Consider the following 18,619-nt stretch of genomic DNA (forward strand, 5'->3'; position numbering starts at 1 on the left):
GAAGTCTCTGGGATGGGATGTCGGGGGTCAAGTCGGGCGGGCAAGTGGACGCTTGGGGAAGGCCACAAATGGCACCTCGCAGCGCCCGAAAAACCAACGGGGCGACCAAGGCCGCCCCGTTGTTTCAGGCAAGCACCTGGTTGGCGTCAGAACTGGAACACGATGGCGCCGCCAACAAGCACGTTGCTCTTCTTGTACAGGCCCGTCTTGCTGTCGAGGAAGACGTTGCCGTTGGCGCGGTCGTAGCGCACCTCGAACTTGAGCGAGGTGTTGTCGTTGAGCAGGTAGTTCAGACCGGTGGACAAGGCGTAGCGGTTCACGCCGCGTGTCGGGTCGATGGCCATGCCGGTGCTGTTGTCGATGCTGGGGCCAAAGCCGCTGATGCTGTCGATGTAGGTGCCGGTGCCGTTGTCCTCCAACGAAGCGCCGTACACACCACCACCGTTTTTGCGGTTGTTCAGGTAGTCCAGGCGCACCAGGGCTTGCAGGCGCGGGGTGAGCTTGTAGCCGGCCAGGCCCGACAGGCCCCACCACTTGGCGTCGCCGTTGGAGGCACCGTTTTTGTAGCGGCCGTAGCTGACCTGCCCACGGTAGGACCAGTCGCCCCGGTCACGCCAGGCGTCGAACTCCAGCAGATCAAAACGGTTGTTGCCATAGTCGCGGCCATCCTTGGCGTGCACACCCGAGAAGCCGATGCCCGAGAACTCGGACAGCTCCAGGTCGGCACGGTAGGCAAAACCGGGCGACTTGCCACGCGCGCCATCCACGTTGCCCACCATCCACTTGGCTTCCCAGTCGCCAATGACGTAGGACATGCCAGCGCCGGTGTAGTTGCTGGCGGCGGAGAAATCGAACAGCAGGTTGTGCGTGACCAGCGGGTTCTCGTGCGCGAAAGTGTATTCGTAGCCGCTGAAGTCGGGGATCAGACCGCCGTACAGGCGGGTGGTGCCGTCGGCATTCATGGGCACCGACACCGAGGCCTCGTGCACCAGGCCGCCCGAACTCTTGGGCGTCAGGCGCAGCTTCCACTGCGTGCCTTCTTCCGTTTCCTTGCCGAACTCGATCATGGCCTGGCCAAAAGCGGAGTCGAAGAAATTGAAGCGGTCGTTGTCGCGCATGAGCACAAAATCGGACTCGTTGGCGCGCTGGGTGTGGATGAAGGTGGGATCGACCACGGCCTTCACCGTCAGGCCCTTCATGCCGCTGAGCACGGCGTTGTCGTCGGCCACGTCCAGCTGCTGCTGGATGCGGGTGACGGCCTGCGAATCGCCGGTGGCTTTTTGCTGCACCTGCTCCACCTTGGCCTGCAAGGCCTGGAGCTGGGCCTGCAAGGCCTGGATTTGTTGCAGCAGTTCGGCGTTGCTCTGGGCGTGTGCGCCCAGGCAGGGCATGGCGGCGGCCATGGCGATCAGCAAGGTCTTCTTGTTCATTCTCATGGGCTTCTCCTAGGGTTTTGACGTCAGCGAATTCAGGTCTTCATGGCCGCAGCCATCTCACGCGCGCGCTTGCGCTCCATGCGCGCCATCCACAGGCTGGCGGCCACCACACCGATGCTGACCACCAACACGGTGAGTGTGGCCACCGCGTTCACGGTGGGGTTCAGGCCCAGCCGCGCGCGGCTGAAGATGGCGATGGGCAGGGTGGTGGAGCCCGGCCCCGAGAGGAAGGCCGAGAGCACCACGTCGTCGAGGGACAAGGTGAAAGACAACAACCAGGCCGAGGCCAGCGCCTGCGAAATCAAGGGCAGCGTGACCAGAAAAAACACCTGCCAGGGTTTGGCGCCCAGGTCGAGCGCGGCCTCTTCGAGTTGCGGGTTCATCTCGCGCAGGCGTGAGGTGATGACCACGGTGGCATAGGCCATGCCCAGCAGGGTGTGACCGATCCAGATGGTGAGGGTGCCGCGGTCGGGCCAACCGGTACCAAAGAGGTCCTCGGTCAAACGCTGCAGCGACACCATGGTGAGCAACAGCGACAGACCGATGATGACCTCGGGCATGACCAGCGGCGAATTCACCATGCCGGAGAAAAAGGTGCGACCGGTGAAACGCGGGAACTTGGTCAGCGCCACCGCCGCAAAGGTGCCCAGCAACACCGAGGCGGTGGCCGTCATCAGGGCGATCTTGATGGACAGCACAAAGCCTTCGATGATGACGGTGTCGCGCATCAGCTCGCCGTACCACTTGAAGGAAAAACCGGCCCAGGTGGTGACCAGCGGGCTGGCGTTGAAGCTGAGGATGATCAGCGTGAAGATGGGCAGGTACAGAAAGGCAAAACCACCGATCAGCCAGGCCTTGGAGACACGTTCGCCAGCGGGGTTTCTCATGCGCGGCCTCCGGCAGACTGTTCGGCCTGGTATTTGTTGAACAAGGCCAAGGGCACGATGATCAGCAACACCATCACCACCGCCACACTGGCGGCCATGGGCCAGTCGTTGTTGGCAAAAAACTCGTCCCACAACACGCGGCCGATCATGAGTGTTTGCGGGCCGCCCAGCAGCTCAGGAATCACGAACTCGCCCACACAAGGGATGAAGACCAGCAGCGCGCCGGCCACGATGCCCCCTTTGGACAGCGGCACGGTGATGCGCCAGAACGCCTGCCAGGGCGTCGCGCCAAGGTCGCGCGCGGCTTCGAGCAGACGCAGGTCCATCTTCACCAGATTGGCGTAGAGCGGCAGCACCATGAAGGGCAGGTAGGTGTAGACCATGCCCAGCGTCAGCGAGAAGGGCGTGTGCATCATCTTGATGGGCGCATCGATGAGCCCGAGGGCCAGCGCGATGTTGTTGAACACACCGTTGTCGGCCAGCAGCATCTTCCAGGCGTACACACGCAGCAGGAAGGACGTCCAGAACGGCAACATGACGAGCATCAGCAGACCGGGCCGCACTTCGGCCGGGCTGCGCGCAAGAAAGTAGGCGAACGGGTAGCCGATGAGCAGGCAGATGGCGGTGGTGAGCGCCGCGTATTTGAGCGAAGACAGGTAGGCCTCGATGTAGAGCGAGTCCTCGAACAGGATGTAGAGGTAGTTGCTGAAGCGGACCTTGAGCTGCAAGACGCCTTCGCTCCAGGTCAGCAAATCCACAAAACGCACGCCGTCGCTTTCGGACACGCTGATTTTGAACACCACCAGAAATGGCAGCGCAAACACGGCGAGCAGGAACAACATGGGCACGCCGATGACAAACTTGCGGCCCAGGCGGGCCACCAGTGCATCGAGCCACTGGGCGCTGGAAAGGGTGCGGGTATCGGCACTCATGGCGTCACTGCGTCAAGACGACCACATCGCTGCCCCACCACCACACATGCACGGCGTCGCCCTGCGCCAGGCGCACCTCGTCGTGGCGGGCGTCGTTGGCCTTGGTGATCTTGACCACCATGCCCGATTCAAGCGCCACGTGGTAGGTGGTGGAACTGCCCAGGTAGGCCAGCCCACGTATGGTGCCGCGCGCGCAGTTGAAACCCACCTCGGCCGCGTTGTCGTAATCGGCCGCCGTGGGCGCCTCGACCTGGATGCCAATTTTTTCGGGCCGCACGGCCACATGGGCGTCCATGCCCAGCGTGCCGGTGATGCCGTGGCTCACGTAGTGGCGGCACTCGGGCGAATCGATGACCACGTGGTCGGGCTCGTCCACCGTGAGCTTGCCCTTGAACAGGTTGACGCTGCCGATGAAGTCGGCCACGAACTTGCAGTTGGGTGTTTCGTAGATGTCGCCCGGCCGGCCCACCTGCAGAATCTGGCCCTGGCTCATGACGCCGATGCGCGAGGCCATGGTCATGGCCTCTTCCTGATCGTGGGTGACCATCACGCAAGTCACGCCCACTTGGTGGATGATGTCCACGAGTTCGAGCTGCGTGCGCTCGCGCAGCTTCTTGTCCAATGCGCCCAGAGGCTCGTCCAGCAACAGCAGCTTGGGCTTCTTGGCCAGGCTGCGCGCCAACGCTACGCGCTGCTGTTGACCACCCGAGAGCTGGTGCGGCTTGCGCTTGGCGTAGGGGGTGAGTTGCACCAGTGCCAGCATCTTGTCGACCTGGGCGGCGATGTCGTCCTTGGGCAGACCGTCGCGACGCAGGCCAAAGGCCACGTTGTCCCACACCGTCATGTGCGGGAACAGCGCGTAGCTCTGGAACATCATGTTGACCGGCCGCTCGTTGGGCGGCAGGCGCACCAGGTCTTGCCCCTGGAGCAGGATCTGGCCCGACGTCGGCGTCTCGAACCCCGCCAGCATGCGCAACAAGGTGGACTTGCCACAGCCGGACGAACCCAGCAGCGCAAAGATCTCGCCTTGGGCGATGTCCAGCGACACCCCGTCCACCGCCGTGGCATCGCCGAACTGCTTGACCACCTGCTGGATGCGCAGGAAGGGCTGCCCGTTGGACGCCGCGCTGCCCGCGCCGGCCTTGTGGTTTGCGTTGGTTGCCAAGATGCGTGTTTCCTCTGTTTCGCTGACCGAAGCGGGACCCGCGACGAGCGCCGATCCCTCAAAACCGGGGGCGCCGCCGGGCCGGCTTTGCCGGACGGCTGGCGCCGCCCCCTGGGGGGTGACGGCGCCCTAGCGCCGGCGCAGGGGGGGCTTATCGTCCCGTCTTGAACTGCGTGAAGATGCGGGTTTGCAGGCGACGGATGTCGTTGCCCAGGGCCTTGGGCGCCACCATGGCCTTCATCTGCTCGCTGTTCGGGAACACGGCCGGGTTGTTGCCCACTTCAGGCACCACAAACTTGCGCGACTCCTTGTTGGGGTTGGCGTAGAAGACCTGGTTGGTCAGCGACGCATGCACCTCGGGACGCATGATGAAGTTCATGAAGGCGTGTGCGTTGGCCACGTTGGCGGCATCGGCAGGGATGGCCATGGAGTCAAAGAAAATCAGGCCCCCGGTCTTGGGCACCAAGGCTTCGATTTTCTGACCGGTCTTGGTGTCGATGGCACGCTGACGTGCGATCGAGATGTCACCCGACCAACCCACGGCCAGGCAGACCGATCCATTGACCATGTCGTTGATGTAGCCCGAGGAGCTGAAGAGCGTGACGTGCGGACGCACGGCCTTGAGCACGGCGGCGGCGGCGGTGTAGTCGGCCTGGTTGGTGCTGTAAGCGTCCTTGCCCATGTAGTGCAGCACGGCCGGCAGGATTTCGGAGCCGGCGTCGAGCATGCTCACACCACACGACTTGAGCTTGCTGACGTATTTGGGGTTGAAGGCCAGCTCCCACACGTTGTCGGGCATGGGCTCGCTGCCCAGCGCAGCCTTGACCTTGTCGACGTTGATGCCCACCGTGGTGTAGCCCCACAGCCAGTTGACCATGTGGTCGTTGTTGGGATCGACTTTGGCCAGCTGGGCCTGGATGTCGGGGTCCATGTTCTTGAGGTTGGGCAGCTTGGACTTGTCCAGCTTCTGGAACAGGCCACCGGCGATCTGCAGCGCCGCCCAGTTGGACGAAGGCACCACGATGTCGTAGCCGGTTTTGCCAGCCACCAATTTGGCGTGCAGGATTTCGTTGCTGTCGAAGTTGTCGTAACGGACCTTGATGCCGGTTTCTTTTTCAAAGTTCTTCAGCACGTCGGGGCCGATGTAGTCGGACCTGTTGTAGACGTTGAGCACCTTCGAGTCCTGGGCCAAGGCGGCGCCCGCCAAGCCCACTGCCAACAGACCTGCGGTCACAGCCTTGACCACACCCCACGGTTTGAACGATTTGCGCATGTTGATGCTCCTGCAAGTTGAAGAAACCCGCTGCGTCATGGCCACCTCGGCCATGGGCTTAAGGAAAAGAGAGGGAAACGGGCATGCTAAATGAGTTTTTGCAAGCGCTGGATGGAGCAACTCCTATGCCAGCCATCCCTTGGCACGAACTTCTTCCAGCGTCGCGTCCAGGCAACGCTTGATCAAATCGATCATTTCGTCGATCTGTGCGTGGGTCATCACCAGCGGCGGCGCGATGATCATGCGGTCGCCCACGGCGCGCATGATGAGCCCGTTGCCAAAGCAATGTTTGCGGCACACCATGCCCACCGCCAGGTTGGGGTCGAAGGCGGTTTTGGTGACCTTGTCCTTGACCAGCACCAGGCCGGCCACAAAGCCGCAGGTCTCGGCCACGCCCACCAGCGGGTGGTCGGCCAGCTCGGCAAAACGCTTCGCCAAATAGGGGCCGATGTCGTCTTTCACCCGGCCCACCAGGTTCTCGCGCTCCATCAGCTCGATGTTGGCCAAGGCCACGGCGCACGCAACCGGGTGGCCGCTGTAGGTGTAGCCGTGGTTGAACTCGCCACCCTGTTCGATCAGCACCTTGGCCACGCGGTCGCCCACCATCACGCCGCCCAGCGGCACGTAACCGCTGGTGACGGCCTTGGCGAAGGTGACCAGGTCGGGGCGGTAGCCAAACTTTTCGTAGGCAAACCAGTGGCCCAGGCGGCCAAAGGCACAAATCACCTCGTCGCTGATGAGCAGGATGCCGTACTTGTCGACGATGCGCTGGATTTCGGGCCAGTAGGTGGCCGGCGGGATGATCACGCCACCGGCGCCCTGCACCGGCTCGGCGATGAAGGCGGCCACCTTGTCGGCACCCAGTTCGAGAATCTTGGCCTCCAGGAAACCGGCGGCACGCACGCCGAAGTCGGCCTCGCTTTCACCGGGCAGGGCGTTCTCGAAAAAGTAGGGCTGCTCGACGTGGGTGATGTTGGGGATGGGCAGGTCGCCCTGGGCGTGCATGCCGCTCATGCCACCCAGCGAGGCGCCCGCCATGGTGGAACCGTGGTAGCCGTTGTGGCGCCCGATGATGATCTTGCGCTGCGGCTGGCCCATCAGGTCCCAGTAGCGGCGCACCATGCGCACGTTGGAGTCGTTGCTCTCGCTGCCGCTGCTGGAATAGAAGACGTGCTGGAAGCTGCGCCCACCCACCGCAGGTGCCAGCGACGCCAGCTTAGCGGCCAGCTTGACGGCCGGCACGTTGGTGGTCTGGAAGAAGCTGTTGTAGAAGGGCAGCGTCATCATCTGCGCGTGCGCCGCGTCGGCCAGCTCCTTGCGGCCATAGCCGGCGTTCACACACCACAGGCCGCTCATGGCGTCGAGGATTTTGTTCCCTTCCGAGTCCCACACGTAGATGTTGTCGGCGTGGGTGATCACACGCGCACCGCGCGTGGCCAGGTCGCCGTGGTCGGTGAAAGGGTGGAGGAAGTGGGCGCTGTCCAGCGACTGGATTTCGCGGGTGTTCAGGTGTTCGGACTTGACGGGTGCGTTCATGGCGGTCTCGTGGTCGGCGTGGCTTCAGACGGGCTCAAACGTGGAGCAACAGGTGCTCGCGTTCCCAAGGCGAAATCACCTTCATGAACTCCTCAAACTCCAGTTCCTTGATCTCGGTGTAGATGGTCACGAATTCCTTGCCCAGCACGTCGTGCAGATCGGTCTCGCGGCGCAGCCAGTCCAGCGCCTCGCCCAAACTGCGTGGCAGCGAGTAGGGGGCCAGGTAGGCGTCGCCCTTCATCTCGGGTTTGGGCTTGATCTTGTTTTTCATGCCCAGATAGCCACAGGCCAACGTCATGGCCAGCGCAATGTAGGGGTTGGCGTCGGCACCGATCACGCGGTTTTCCACGCGGCGTGCGGCCGGGCTGGAAATGGGCGAACGTATGCCCACGGTGCGGTTGTCGTGGCCCCACTCGATGTTGATGGGCGCGGCGGTGTTGCGCGAAAGGCGACGGTAGCTGTTCACATACGGGGCCACCAACACCATGGCCGCCGGGATGTAGCGCTGCAAGCCACCGATGTAGTGGTGGAAGGCGTCCGACGGCGAGCCGTCCGGGTTGCTGAAAATGTTCTGGCCCGTGGCCTTGCTCACGATGCTCTGGTGCACGTGCATGGCGCTGCCGGGTTCGCCCGCAATGGGCTTGGCCATGAAGGTGGCGTACATGTCGTGGCGCAGCGCGGCTTCGCGCACGGTGCGCTTGAAGAAAAAGACCTCGTCGGCCAGGCCCAGGGGGTGGGCGTGGAAGAAGTTGATCTCCATCTGCCCGGCGCCGGCCTCGTGAATCAGCGTGTCCACGTTGAGCTCCATCTTTTCGCAGTAGTCGTAGATCTCTTCGAACAGCGGGTCGAACTCGTTGACCGCGTCGATGCTGTACGACTGACGCGACGTCTCCGCCCGGCCGCTGCGGCCAATGGGCGGACGCAGCAGGGTGTTCGGGTCGGTGTTGCGCGCGGTGAGGTAGAACTCCAGCTCGGGCGCGACCACCGGGTCCCAGCCCTCGGCGGCGTAGAGGTCGCAGATCTTGCGCAGCACGCTGCGTGGCGCAAACGGCACCAGCTTGCCGTTGTGGTCAAAGCAGTCGTGGATGACCTGGGCGGTCGGGTCGGTGGCCCAGGGCACGATGCGCACGGTGCTGGGGTCGGGGCGCAACTGCATGTCCTTGTCGGTCGGGTCCACCACGTCGTAGTACGGGCCGCTCTCAGGAAATTCGCCGGTCACGCCCATGCCCACGATGGCCTGGGGCAGCCGCATGCCACGGTCTTCGGTGAACTTTTCGCGCGGCAAAATTTTGCCCCGCGCCACACCAGTGAGGTCGGGCACCAGGCATTCGACTTCGGTCACGCGGCGGTCGTTGAGCCAATGTTCAAGGTCGTTGAAGGAGTTGAGGGTGGTGGCTGCGTTCATGTTCTGGTTCTCGTTGTGTTGTGCGGGTGCTCAGGCCACCGTCATGCCACGGTAGGCAGCCCAAGGCGGTTGGCGCGACGCTCGCGAACGGCGTCGCCGAAGGCGCGAAAAATGGCGCCGTAAAAAGGGTTGTCCCAGCAGCGCCACTCGGGGTGGAACTGCACGGCGTAGGCAAAGCTGCGGGCACCCAGCACCTCGAAGGCCTCGATCTGCCCGTCGGGCGCATGGGCCAAGGCCCGCAAGCCATCGGCCAGGCGGTTCACACCCTGACCATGCAAGGAGTTGACCATCACCGTCTCGGCGCCGGCCCAGCGGGCGAACACGCTGCCCGGCGCCAGGTGGATGGGGTGGCGCGGCGCGTACTGTTCTTCAAAAGGCGCGCCCTTGGGTTCGCGGTGGTCCATGCGGCCGGGCACGTTTTGCACCTGCTGGTACAGGCTGCCCCCCAAGGCCACGTTGATCTCTTGAAAGCCCCGGCACACACCCAGCAAGGGCACGGCGTGCGCCACACAGGCACGCACCAGGGCCAGGGTGAGCGAATCGCGTTCGGGGTCCAGCGGCAAGGCCGGGTCGGTCACGTCTTCGTCGAAGTGAGAAGGGTGGACGTTGGAGGGCGAGCCGGTCAGCATGACGCCGTCGACCAGTGGCAGCAGTTCGTCCACCTGGGCCGCGTCGGCCAACGGGAACATCACGGGTTGGGCCTGCGCCCCCACCTTGACCGCACGGGCGTATTTGTCGCCCAACAGCAGGAAGGGCATCTGATGGCCGTGGTCACCCAACAAGCGGTGGTCGGCGGGCATCCAGACCATGCCTGGGATTGCTGTCATCTGAAAACTCCGAATTTGTGAACCGATTGTGGTGCCAAATTGGATCACAATGGGGGCCAGTTGGGGCAAGGCCATGGTGCCAATTCTCGGGGTAAACCCGGGGCGCCCTGGTCATCTACCGGGTGAGTGGCCATGTTGTCCGAATTCCTTCTCTCTGAAATGACACGTCTGGCGCAGCAGGACGCGCTGCCGCTGCACCGCCAGCTTTACGAGGCGCTGCGCCGCGCCTTGCTGGACGGCAAGCTGGCCGCCGGCGAGCGCCTGCCCTCCAGCCGCGACCTGGCGCAAGACCTGAACCTGTCGCGCAACACGGTGGTGGCCGCCATCAACCAGCTCACGGTCGAGGGCTACCTGGTGAGCCAGGTGGGCAGCGGCACCTATGTTGCCGACAGCGTGCCCAAGGCCACGCCACGCCCTGCGGCGGTGACACAGCAGCAGGCCGGCCAGCTCTCGCGCCGAGGCGAGGCACTGGCAAGCACGTTCTGCGCCAACCAGCTGGAGGTGCAGCCCTTCACGCCGGGCATCGCCGATTTCAGCGCCTTCCCGGTGGCGCTGTGGCAGCGCCTGCAGAACAAACACTGGCGCATGACCTACCCCGACATGCTGGACTACAACGATTCGGGCGGCTATGCCCCGTTGCGCCGCGCCGTGGCCGACTACCTGCGCGTCTTCCGCAGCGTGCAGCTCGACGCCGATCAGGTCATCATCACCAGCGGCACGCAACAATCGCTGGAGCTGTGCGCCCAGCTGCTGGCCGACCACGGCGACACGGTCTGGGTGGAAGACCCGGCATACTGGGGCGCGGTCAAGGCCTTCATGGCCACCGGCCTGAGCATGCACGCGGTGCCGGTGGACCAGCAAGGCATCGCGCCCGGCAGCGACGACGCCCACCCCGTGCCCAAGCTCATCTACGTGACGCCGTCACACCAATACCCCACCGGCGCGGTGATGTCGCTGAGCCGGCGCCACCAGCTGCTGGCCTGTGCGGCGCAGCACAAGGCGTGGATTCTGGAAGACGACTACGACAGCGAATTCCGCTTCAGCGGCCCGCCCATTTCATCGCTCGAAGGCCTGGACAAGGACGGCTGCGTGCTTTACATGGGCACCTTCTCCAAGGTGCTCTACCCCGGCCTCAAGCTGGGCTACCTCGTGGTGCCCAAACCCTTGGTGGGCGCCTTCAAGCAGGCCCACTATGACCTCAACCGCCCCGGCCAGATGCCCCTGCAAGCCGCGCTGGCCGAGTTCATCGAGATGGGCCACTTCAGCAGCGCGTTGCGGCGTGCGCGACAAACGTATGCCGAGCGCCGAGCTGCCCTGGTCAACGCCTTGGCCCCCTGCTTGCAAGACCCGAAGGCCGGCGTGTACGTGGGCGGCGCCGAACAAGGCCTGCACCTGTGCCTGCGCCTGCCCGACCGGGTGGACGACCAGGCCCTGGCGCAACGCCTCGGCCAACAAGGCCTGACCGTGCGCCCGCTGTCGGCGTACTGCCTGCACCGCGAAGACCTGCGCGGTCTGGTGATGGGGTACGGCTACGCGCCGCTGGCCGCCATTGAACGGTACGGCCCCACGGTGGCACGGGCGGTGGTGGCCGCCATCTGAACCGGACGACCCCGAGACGCCGGCACCCCAACTTGCGGCGTTCTGAAGTTCAAACGACAGCGTCTTTCATGCGATGCCACAACATCCCCAACGCCAACGTCGGCGTGCGCAGCAGCGGGCCTCCTGGGAACTCATGGTGTTTGAGTCGCGCGAACACATCAAAACGTTCTGACTGCCCGGCAATGGCATCGGCCACCAGCTGGCCGGCCAGGCCGGTGAGGGCCACGCCGTGGCCGCTGAAGCCCTGCAGGTAATACACCTTGTCGCCCACGCGGCCGAAGTCGGGAGCGCGGTTCATGCTGATGTCCACAAAGCCGCCCCACACGTAGTCAATGGGCACATCGCGCAGCACCGGGAACACCTTGGCCAGGCGTTGCTGCATCACGGCCTTGAGGCCGGCCGGCGTTTTGGTGGTGTAGCTCACGCGGCCGCCGAACAGCATGCGGCGGTCGGCGCTGAAGCGGAAGTAGTCAAGCACGAAATTGTTGTCGCACACCGCCGCATGGCTGGGGATGAGCTGGCGGCACTGGGCCTCGCTCAGTGGCGCGGTGCCGATGATGTAGGTGCCCACCGGCATGATGCGCGGGTGGATTTGCGGCGCCACGTCGGGGCCGTGTTCGGGCAGCATGCAGTTGCCGGCGAGCACGGCGAATGCCGCCTTGACCTTGCCCTGGGCGGTGCGCGCGGTCACGCCGCTGGCGTCTTGTTCCAGCGCGGTGACGGGCGAACCCTCGTGGATGACCACACCCGCTTCACGCGCCGCGCGGGCCAGGCCCAGCGCGTACTTGAGCGGGTGCAGGTGGCCGGAGATGGCCTCGTAACCCGCTGCCTGGTAGATCGGGCTGTCGATCAGGCGCTTGACGTCGGCGCCGGTGGCCACGTCGCACACCAGGCCATAGTCGCGCTGCTGCATCTCCAGATCGGCCAGCAGGGCGCGTGCCTTGCGTGCCGAGTCGGCCACGTAGAGGTAGCCTTTGACGGCGTCGCAGTCGATCTGGTGCTGGGCGATGCGGCGATCGATCAGCGCGATCGCTTCGAGCGACATGTCCCAGGCGCGTTTGGCGTCGGCGCGGCCGAGCTGGCTTTCGAACTCGCCCTGGCCGCTGGCGTAGCCCACGATGAACTGCCCGCCATTTCGGCCGCTGGCCCCGGAGCCGATGCGGTCGGCCTCCAGCAGCACCACGCGCCGGCCACGCTGGGCCAGCTCCAACGCGGTGGACAACCCGGCGAAACCGCCGCCCACCACCAGCACGTCGGCCGTGACCGAACCCAACAAGGGCGGCTCCGGCTCCGGCCGCTGAACGCTGGCCTCGTAATAGCTGAGCTGGTTGAGCTGGGTGTCAGAACGCAGCAGCGAGGTCTTGAACACGGCTCAGCCTCCCCGGTGCTGACCACCGTGCTGGCGCTTGGCCACCTGGCCGGCCAGGTAGGTCCACACGAAAGTGGCAGCGGCGTTGGTGGTGAGTTCGGCGTGATCGTAGGCCGGGGCCACTTCCACGCAGTCCATGCCCACCCAGTTGAGGTCGGCCAGTTCTTCGATGAAGGTCAGCACCTGCGAGCTGGTCATGCCACCGGGCTCGGGCGTGCCGGTGCCGGGCGCGAAGGCCGGGTCCAGGCAGTCGATGTCCAGCGTGAGGTAACAGGGCCGCTGGCCGATGCGCTCGCGGATGGCGGCCACCATGCCGGCCAGGCCTTCGCCATCTTTGCCACGCAACTGGCGGGCGTTGTAGATCAGGCCGCCCTGGTCGGCCACGTACTCGCGCGCGGCGCGTTCGCCGCTGGAGCGTATGCCGATCTGCACCGTGTGTGCCGGGCTGGCCAGGCCTTCTTGCAAGGCTTCATACGTCCAGGTGCCGTGGCCAGATGGCTCGCCAAAGTGGTCGCTCCAGGTGTCGCAATGGGCGTCGAAGTGCACCACGGCCAAAGGCTCGCCATTGCCAAAGCGCGCCTGCGCGGCGCGCAGCAGCGACAGGGTGATGGAGTGGTCGCCGCCCAAGAACACGCAGTGGTGGCGCGCCATCAGCGCGGCGGCCTGGGCTTCGATGTGGCGGCGCACCTCGGGCAGGGGCGACGCGTTGGGCAGGCGCATGTCCAACGCGTCTCCCAGATGGTCCAACGGCGACACATTGAAGTGCGGGTGGATGCCGTCACACAGCATCAGGCTGGCCGCGCGGATGGCCTGGGGGCCAAAACGCGCGCCAGGCCGGTTGGTCACCACGCCATCAAAGGGCACGCCCGCAATGGCGAAAGGCTGATCGGCCAGCGGCTCGCAGGCCAGGAAGCGGTTGCTGTTGTTGGCGTAGGCAAATTGACCCATGGCCATGGTGTTGTCCTTGTGAAATCCGGTGGGGAGGAAGTGGCGCCTGAAGGTAGCGCAATGCACAGCTTGCGGGCGGTGCCAATTGTGGGCGGTGTCAAGCGGCCACTGGCGTGCTCAGGCGCTCACCAGTCGAGCGCCCACACCTGGCCGACCAGGTCTTTGCCAAAACTGTGATGGTGGTCTTCCTCAACGAGCCGAAACCCTTCGGCCTCGTAGATGCGGCGGGCCGACACCAGCACGTCGTTGGTCCACAATTCCATGCGGCGGTAGTTGGCGCCGCGCGCAAACGCCAGCGCGTGCGCCACCAGGTGGCGGCCCAACCCCAGGCCCCGCGCACTGCGGTCCACGTACAACATGCGCAGCTTGGCCGTCTCGGCGTTCTGACGCACCACAAACACCGAGCCCACCACCTGGCCGTCGCGTTCGGCCACCCAGCAACGCTCGTGCCCAGGCTGGAAGTTGCGGATGAACTGCGCGGTGATCTCGGCCACCAGCGCTTCGAAGGTCCAGTCCCACCCGTACTCCTGCGCGTACAGGCGGGCCTGGCCACTGACGATTTGCCCCATGTCGCCCGGTTGGGGCGCGCGCAGGGTGAACCCCGACGGATCGGGCGGCAGGCCAGTGTTCATGCGGTTCATTCTAGAACCGCCCCATGGCACACCGGCCTGCGTCAGGCGCTCAGTCGATCTTGATGTTCTTCGCCTTGACGATGCGGCCGTAAATATCGGCATCGCGGCGAATCATGTTGGCCATTTCGGTGCGCGATGCGCCCAGGGGCTCGCTGTTGAGGTCGCGGATGCGCTTGGACACGTCGGCGTCCTTGCTGCCTTCCACAAACACGGCGTTCATGCGGTCGACGATCGCCGCCGGCGTGGCGGCCGACGTCCAGATGCCATGCCACGACATCATGGTCAGGTTGGGCACGGTCTCCGACAGCGTGGGCACGTTGGGCAGGGCGGCAAAACGCGCCGGGCCGGAGTAGGCCAAGGCCTGCACCTTGCCATCCTTGATCAACGGGAAAGCGGTGGCAATGGGCTCCATCACCGTGTCGACCTGGCCGCCCATCACGTCTGGCACCGGGCTGGCGCGGTAGGGCACGTGGACCATGTCGGTGCCCGTCTCTTCCTTGAACCACTCCACGATCAGGTGCGAGGGGCTGCCCGCGCCGTAGGACGCGTGCGAAATGGTGCCCGGTTTGGCCTTGGCGGCGGCCACCAGATCTTTCACCGACTTGGCCTCCATGTTGGGCTTGGTGATCAGCACCAGGCCCTGGCGCATGGTGGTGGCCACCGGCACCAGATCCTTCTGCGGATCAAACGGCAGCTTGCTGTAGATGAAGGGGTTGATGGTGAAGGCGGTGGACAGGTTGTAGAGGAAGGTGTAGCCGTCCGCCGGTGCCTTGGCCACGGTGTCGGTGGCCAGGTTGCCGGCCGCGCCAGGCTTGTTGTCGATGACCACGGGCACGCCCAACTTCTTGGACGCGTAGTCGCCGTACAGGCGCGCAAAGATGTCGGGCGGGGTGCCGGCCGCAAAGCCCACCACGATCTTGATGGGGCGGTTGGGCCAATTGGCTTCTTGCGCGTGCGAGAAGCCAGCGAGGGTGGCCAGGGTGAGTGCGGCCAGCACGTGGCGTCGGATGGTCATGTGAAGTCTCCGGTTGCGAGGGGGTTTCGCTTGTTGATGAAAAATGAAAATCGCCGCTGTGTCAGGCCAGCACACAGGCCTGTTCGAACGCGAGCCGCGGTCCGCGCGCGCGTGGGGCCGGGCCCGCAGGCCAGCCCAGGTTGATCAGAAAGTCCACTTCCCAACGTCCATCGGGGAAAAAGCTGCGGTTCACGCCTGCGGCATCAAAACCGCTCATGGGTCCACAAGCCAGACCCAGGGCGCGCGCGGCCATGAGCAGGTAGGCGCCGCTGAGACTGGCATTGCGCACCGCTGTTTCGCGAGCCAGGGCAGGCTGGCGCTCAAATTTCGCGCGCGCCTCGGCCACATGCCACAGGGTGGGCATGTGTTCATAAAAACGCGTGTCGCGCGCCACGATCACGGTCACCGGCGCCGACTGGACCTTGGGCACGTTGCCGGCCGCCACATGGGGCAACAGACGTTCGCGCCCGGCCTCGGTGGCGACAAACACAAAACGCGCAGGTTGGCAGTTTTGCGAGGTGGGGCCCAGGCTGGCGAGTTGGTACAGCCGCTGCAGCATGGCCGTGGGCAGTGGCGCAGGACCAAATGCCGCGTGGGTGCGGGCGTCGGTGAAGAGGCGCGCCAGCGCCGCGTCATCCAGCGCCTCCACGGGGTGCAACTCGGTGGTGCTCATGGTTGTTCAGTGCGCGTTCAGGTTCAGGCCGTCGGGCAGCACACCGTCGTATTGCAGCTCGCGGGTGGCCTGGTACGACAACGCAAACCCGGCCGGTGTCTCGGCCTCTTCGGCCAGGTGGGCAATGAGGCCGGCGGTGCGCGCCAGGATGGGGACCCCCCGCAGCGAACCCACCGGGAAGCCCACGCCCATCAACACCGCCGGGATGGCGGCCGACACGTTCATGCGCAGGTCCTTGCCCGTGATGCCAGGGATCACGCGCTCGATGGCCTGCGCAATCTCCACGTAGCGCAGGTTGGCACCGGCCTGCGTGGCCACCGCCATCAGGCGGTCCACACGCGGATCGCGCGCTTTGTGCAACGGGTGGCCATAGCCGGGGATGGGGCTGCGGCTGGCCTTGAGTTCGCTGATGGCGGCGTGGGCCGCGTCATCCAGCGACACGCCGCCATCCACCCGCGCGGCCACCTCGGCAAACAGTTTGCCCGCCGTTTCGGAGGCCCCCAGGATGACCGAACCACAGCCCAGGATGCCGGCGGCCACCGCGCCTTGCAGCGCGTCGGGCGCGGCGGCGTAGGTCATGCGGCTGGCCTGCACGCTGGGCACAAAACCGTGCTCGGCAATGGCCACCAGGGTGGCGTTGAGCACGGCGCTGCACGCGGCGTCGGGCTTGTTGCCGGTGAGCAGGAGAAAGAAGTAATCCGCGAAGGAGAGGTGACCGATCAGGTCGTCGCAGAGGTTGAGGCCGCGCACGACGATGGTGTTTTCGTCGGAGGTGCAGATGGCCGTGTGGGGGACGGTGGATTTGCCGATTTTCATGGGGCTCTGCTTTCAGGCGGCTTGGGTGTCGAGGCGGAAGTCGTAGTGCGCGGACCAGTAGGGTTGGGCCTGCTGGCTGCCATCGGGCGCCTGGCCTGCGGCGTGCTGTTCAAAGTCCACGATCAGGCTGGGGCGCACGCCGAACACGGCGTCGGAATCGATGTAGGGGCTGTTGGCCACAAAGAGGTGGGTGGTGAGCTTCACGTGGCCAGGGGCGTAGACCATCATGTGGATGTGGCCCGGGCGGTTGGGGTGGCGGCCCATGCCGTCGAGCATGCGGCCCACCGGGCCGTCCACCGGCACCGGGTAGTAGGTGGGCTTGATGGACCAGAACCAGTAGCGGCCCTGGGCATCGGTCTGGATGCGCGCGCGGGCGGCCATCTCGTCACCGGGCAACTGCATGTCGTAGTTGCCCTCGCCGTCGCCACTCCAGATGTCCAGCGTGGCGCCCGCGATGGGCTGGCCCTGGGTGTTGGTGACGCGGCCACTGTAAAAGGTGGGCTCGCCCTTGACACCGGGCGCGATGTTGGCGCCACAAGGCAGCACGGGCGCGCCTTCCCAGTAGTAGGGGCCTTGCACCGTGGCTTCGGTGGCGGGCGTGGCGCTGTGGGCGGCGCCTTGGGCTTTGGCAGCGGCGCGCAACTGGTCCAGCATCACCACCATCATGGACGCGCCCAGCGTGTCGGACAGCAGGATGAACTCCTGGCGTTTGTCGTCACAGGCCTGGCCCACGGCGGTGAGGAACTGGATGCCGGCCATCCACTCGTCGGGCTTCAAATCCACCTCGCGGATGAAGGCGTGCAGGTGCTTGATCAGCGCGGCCATGATCTCGGCAAACCGCGGGTCTTTGGCGGTGGCCAGGCGGTCGAGCACGGCGCGGGTCAGGTCGTCTTCGGTCATAGGGGTCATGGTCTTGTCTCCTGTTTTTCTGGTGGGAGTCACTCGCCGCGCAAGCGGCGGCGTATGGGTTCGAGGATGGCGTCGTTGTCGGCCCCCAGCACGGGCGGCGCGGTCACGTCCAGCGCGCGCTCGCCGTCAAAACTCACGGGCGAACGCACGGTGCGCCAGGTGCCACCTTCGGGGTGGGGCGCGCTCACCTCCAGTTGCAGGTGGCGCGCCTGCGGGTCGGCCATGGCTTCCTGCGTGTCGTACATGGGGGCGTGGGGCACATCCTGCGCTTCCAGGCGCGCGCACCAGGTGGCGCGGTCGTGCTGGCGGAACAGCCCCCCCAGCAGCGCGATCAGGTCTTCCTGGTGCTGGATGCGGCCTTCGCGGCTGGCAAAACGCGGGTCTTCAAACAGCGTGGGCCGCTCGATGGCATTGGCCAGGCCCTGCCAGAACTTTTCAGGCGAGGACATGTGCAACGCGATCCACTTGCCGTCGCCACATTCGAGCACGTAGGACTGCGACACGCTGGGCCGGCTGAAGGGGCCCATGATCTCGCTCTGCGAGAAGTAGTGGGTGAAGGCGTCGAGGTTGAAGTGGCACATGGCCTCCAGCATCGACACCTCGACCTTGCGGCCCACACCGGTGCGGCCGCGCTCCACCAACGCCCCCAGGATGCCATAGGCCGCGTAAAAGCCGGTCATGGCATCGGCCACGGCCGGGCCCACCACACGTGGGTTGGCCGGGTTGACCAGCAGCTTCAAAAAGCCGCTGGCGGCCTGGGCCACGGTGTCGTAGGCGGGGCGGCCGGCGGCCGGGCCGGTCTGGCCAAAGCCGCTGATGGCGCAGTACACCAGGCGCGGGTTGAGGCCGCGCAGCTTGGCTTCGCCCGCGCCCAGGCGGTCGGCCGCGCCGGGGCGGAAGTTCTGGATGTAAACGTCGGCGTCCTTCACCAGCTCGTCAAACACCGCCGCGTCTGCGGGCAGCTTGGGGTTGAGCGTGACGCTGCGTTTGTTGCGGTTGTAGGTCTGGAAGTGGGTGCTGTAGAGCCCGCCCCGGAAGGCGCGGAAGGGGTCGCCGCTGCCCGGTTGTTCGATCTTGATGACCTCGGCACCGAGATCGGCCAAAAACATGCCGGCCGCCGGACCTGTGATGAACGTGCCTTGCTCCAGCACCTTGATGCCGCTGAGGACTTTGTGCACCGCGTTGTCTCCTGTCGTG

At 65.3% G+C, this 18,619-nt stretch carries 17 protein-coding genes; 1 reads left to right on the top strand and 16 read right to left on the bottom strand.

All coding sequences use genetic code 11. The features are described from left to right. Positions 1-146: 146 nt before the first annotated feature. From ACFQPB_RS09515 to ACFQPB_RS09550, 8 genes are all read right to left on the bottom strand, one after another. Entirely contained in the window at positions 147-1,436 is a 1,290-nt protein-coding gene (locus ACFQPB_RS09515; RefSeq protein WP_382222316.1) for a DUF3138 family protein, read from the bottom strand. A 32-nt stretch (positions 1,437-1,468) separates the two neighbouring features. Further along, positions 1,469-2,323, bottom strand: a complete 855-nt coding sequence (locus ACFQPB_RS09520; RefSeq protein ID WP_382198607.1) for an ABC transporter permease subunit — start codon at positions 2,321-2,323, stop codon at positions 1,469-1,471. Then, positions 2,320-3,255 carry an ABC transporter permease subunit gene (locus tag ACFQPB_RS09525; RefSeq protein WP_382222319.1) on the bottom strand — a complete coding sequence of 312 codons (936 nt, stop codon included), beginning with the start codon at positions 3,253-3,255 and terminating at the stop codon, positions 2,320-2,322. Before ACFQPB_RS09525 ends, ACFQPB_RS09520 begins: the two co-directional genes overlap by 4 nt. 4 nt (positions 3,256-3,259) lie before the next feature. Continuing rightward, positions 3,260-4,420 carry an ABC transporter ATP-binding protein gene (locus ACFQPB_RS09530; RefSeq protein ID WP_382222322.1) on the bottom strand — a complete coding sequence of 387 codons (1,161 nt, stop codon included), beginning with the start codon at positions 4,418-4,420 and terminating at the stop codon, positions 3,260-3,262. Positions 4,421-4,571: 151 nt separating this feature from the next. Then, entirely contained in the window at positions 4,572-5,693 is a 1,122-nt protein-coding gene (locus tag ACFQPB_RS09535; protein ID WP_382222323.1) for a polyamine ABC transporter substrate-binding protein, read from the bottom strand. Between the two features lie 123 nt (positions 5,694-5,816). Then, the gene (locus ACFQPB_RS09540) at positions 5,817-7,229 is read right to left on the bottom strand and encodes an aspartate aminotransferase family protein (RefSeq protein ID WP_382222326.1); all 1,413 of its coding nucleotides are present in this window, start codon (positions 7,227-7,229) and stop codon (positions 5,817-5,819) included. A 34-nt stretch (positions 7,230-7,263) separates the two neighbouring features. After that, complete coding sequence (locus ACFQPB_RS09545; RefSeq protein WP_382222328.1) at positions 7,264-8,634, bottom strand: glutamine synthetase family protein; 1,371 nt, start codon at positions 8,632-8,634, stop codon at positions 7,264-7,266. A 41-nt stretch (positions 8,635-8,675) separates the two neighbouring features. Beyond that, on the bottom strand, positions 8,676-9,461 hold the full coding sequence (locus ACFQPB_RS09550) for a gamma-glutamyl-gamma-aminobutyrate hydrolase family protein (protein WP_382222330.1): 786 nt from the start codon (positions 9,459-9,461) through the stop codon (positions 8,676-8,678). A 132-nt stretch (positions 9,462-9,593) separates the two neighbouring features. Here ACFQPB_RS09550 and pdxR point away from each other — a divergent pair, with 132 nt between their 5' ends. Next, complete coding sequence (pdxR, locus tag ACFQPB_RS09555) at positions 9,594-11,060, top strand: MocR-like pyridoxine biosynthesis transcription factor PdxR (protein WP_382222333.1); 1,467 nt, start codon at positions 9,594-9,596, stop codon at positions 11,058-11,060. Positions 11,061-11,109: 49 nt separating this feature from the next. On the opposite strand, the gene ACFQPB_RS09560 is transcribed toward pdxR, so the two are convergent. From ACFQPB_RS09560 to ACFQPB_RS09595, 8 genes are all read right to left on the bottom strand, one after another. Further along, positions 11,110-12,429 (bottom strand): NAD(P)/FAD-dependent oxidoreductase, encoded by a 1,320-nt coding sequence (locus ACFQPB_RS09560; RefSeq protein ID WP_382222335.1) that lies wholly within the window; start codon positions 12,427-12,429, stop codon positions 11,110-11,112. A gap of 3 nt (positions 12,430-12,432) precedes the next feature. Further along, positions 12,433-13,383 (bottom strand): agmatinase, encoded by a 951-nt coding sequence (gene speB / locus ACFQPB_RS09565; protein ID WP_382222338.1) that lies wholly within the window; start codon positions 13,381-13,383, stop codon positions 12,433-12,435. 119 nt (positions 13,384-13,502) lie between these two features. Further along, a complete protein-coding gene (locus tag ACFQPB_RS09570; RefSeq protein WP_382222341.1) occupies positions 13,503-14,009 on the bottom strand; it encodes a GNAT family N-acetyltransferase in 507 nt (168 codons plus the stop codon). A 49-nt stretch (positions 14,010-14,058) separates the two neighbouring features. After that, the gene (locus ACFQPB_RS09575) at positions 14,059-15,024 is read right to left on the bottom strand and encodes a Bug family tripartite tricarboxylate transporter substrate binding protein (RefSeq protein ID WP_382222344.1); all 966 of its coding nucleotides are present in this window, start codon (positions 15,022-15,024) and stop codon (positions 14,059-14,061) included. A 61-nt stretch (positions 15,025-15,085) separates the two neighbouring features. Next, positions 15,086-15,697 carry a malonic semialdehyde reductase gene (locus tag ACFQPB_RS09580; protein WP_382222345.1) on the bottom strand — a complete coding sequence of 204 codons (612 nt, stop codon included), beginning with the start codon at positions 15,695-15,697 and terminating at the stop codon, positions 15,086-15,088. Positions 15,698-15,703: 6 nt separating this feature from the next. Then, entirely contained in the window at positions 15,704-16,513 is an 810-nt protein-coding gene (locus ACFQPB_RS09585) for a citryl-CoA lyase (protein WP_382222348.1), read from the bottom strand. 12 nt (positions 16,514-16,525) lie between these two features. Beyond that, complete coding sequence (locus tag ACFQPB_RS09590; RefSeq protein ID WP_382222350.1) at positions 16,526-17,422, bottom strand: dioxygenase family protein; 897 nt, start codon at positions 17,420-17,422, stop codon at positions 16,526-16,528. A 29-nt stretch (positions 17,423-17,451) separates the two neighbouring features. After that, on the bottom strand, positions 17,452-18,600 hold the full coding sequence (locus tag ACFQPB_RS09595; protein ID WP_382222353.1) for a CaiB/BaiF CoA transferase family protein: 1,149 nt from the start codon (positions 18,598-18,600) through the stop codon (positions 17,452-17,454). Between the last annotated feature and the right edge of the window lie 19 nt (positions 18,601-18,619).

Origin of the sequence: Hydrogenophaga atypica, assembly GCF_042665215.1 — a bacterium.
GTDB lineage: Bacteria > Pseudomonadota > Gammaproteobacteria > Burkholderiales > Burkholderiaceae_C > Hydrogenophaga > Hydrogenophaga defluvii_A.

Bases quoted from the DNA above. Each gene is read 5' to 3' on its own strand.
- ACFQPB_RS09580 (WP_382222345.1), bottom strand. From the start codon at position 15,697: ATGAGCACCACCGAGTTGCACCCCGTGGAGGCGCTGGATGACGCGGCG.
- ACFQPB_RS09550 (WP_382222330.1), bottom strand. From the start codon at position 9,461: ATGACAGCAATCCCAGGCATGGTCTGGATGCCCGCCGACCACCGCTTG.
- ACFQPB_RS09575 (WP_382222344.1), bottom strand. From the start codon at position 15,024: ATGACCATCCGACGCCACGTGCTGGCCGCACTCACCCTGGCCACCCTC.
- ACFQPB_RS09540 (WP_382222326.1), bottom strand. From the start codon at position 7,229: ATGAACGCACCCGTCAAGTCCGAACACCTGAACACCCGCGAAATCCAG.
- ACFQPB_RS09570 (WP_382222341.1), bottom strand. From the start codon at position 14,009: ATGAACACTGGCCTGCCGCCCGATCCGTCGGGGTTCACCCTGCGCGCG.
- ACFQPB_RS09515 (WP_382222316.1), bottom strand. From the start codon at position 1,436: ATGAGAATGAACAAGAAGACCTTGCTGATCGCCATGGCCGCCGCCATG.
- pdxR (WP_382222333.1), top strand. From the start codon at position 9,594: ATGTTGTCCGAATTCCTTCTCTCTGAAATGACACGTCTGGCGCAGCAG.
- ACFQPB_RS09545 (WP_382222328.1), bottom strand. From the start codon at position 8,634: ATGAACGCAGCCACCACCCTCAACTCCTTCAACGACCTTGAACATTGG.
- speB (WP_382222338.1), bottom strand. From the start codon at position 13,383: ATGGCCATGGGTCAATTTGCCTACGCCAACAACAGCAACCGCTTCCTG.
- ACFQPB_RS09520 (WP_382198607.1), bottom strand. From the start codon at position 2,323: ATGAGAAACCCCGCTGGCGAACGTGTCTCCAAGGCCTGGCTGATCGGT.
- ACFQPB_RS09535 (WP_382222323.1), bottom strand. From the start codon at position 5,693: ATGCGCAAATCGTTCAAACCGTGGGGTGTGGTCAAGGCTGTGACCGCA.
- ACFQPB_RS09590 (WP_382222350.1), bottom strand. From the start codon at position 17,422: ATGACCCCTATGACCGAAGACGACCTGACCCGCGCCGTGCTCGACCGC.
- ACFQPB_RS09525 (WP_382222319.1), bottom strand. From the start codon at position 3,255: ATGAGTGCCGATACCCGCACCCTTTCCAGCGCCCAGTGGCTCGATGCA.
- ACFQPB_RS09585 (WP_382222348.1), bottom strand. From the start codon at position 16,513: ATGAAAATCGGCAAATCCACCGTCCCCCACACGGCCATCTGCACCTCC.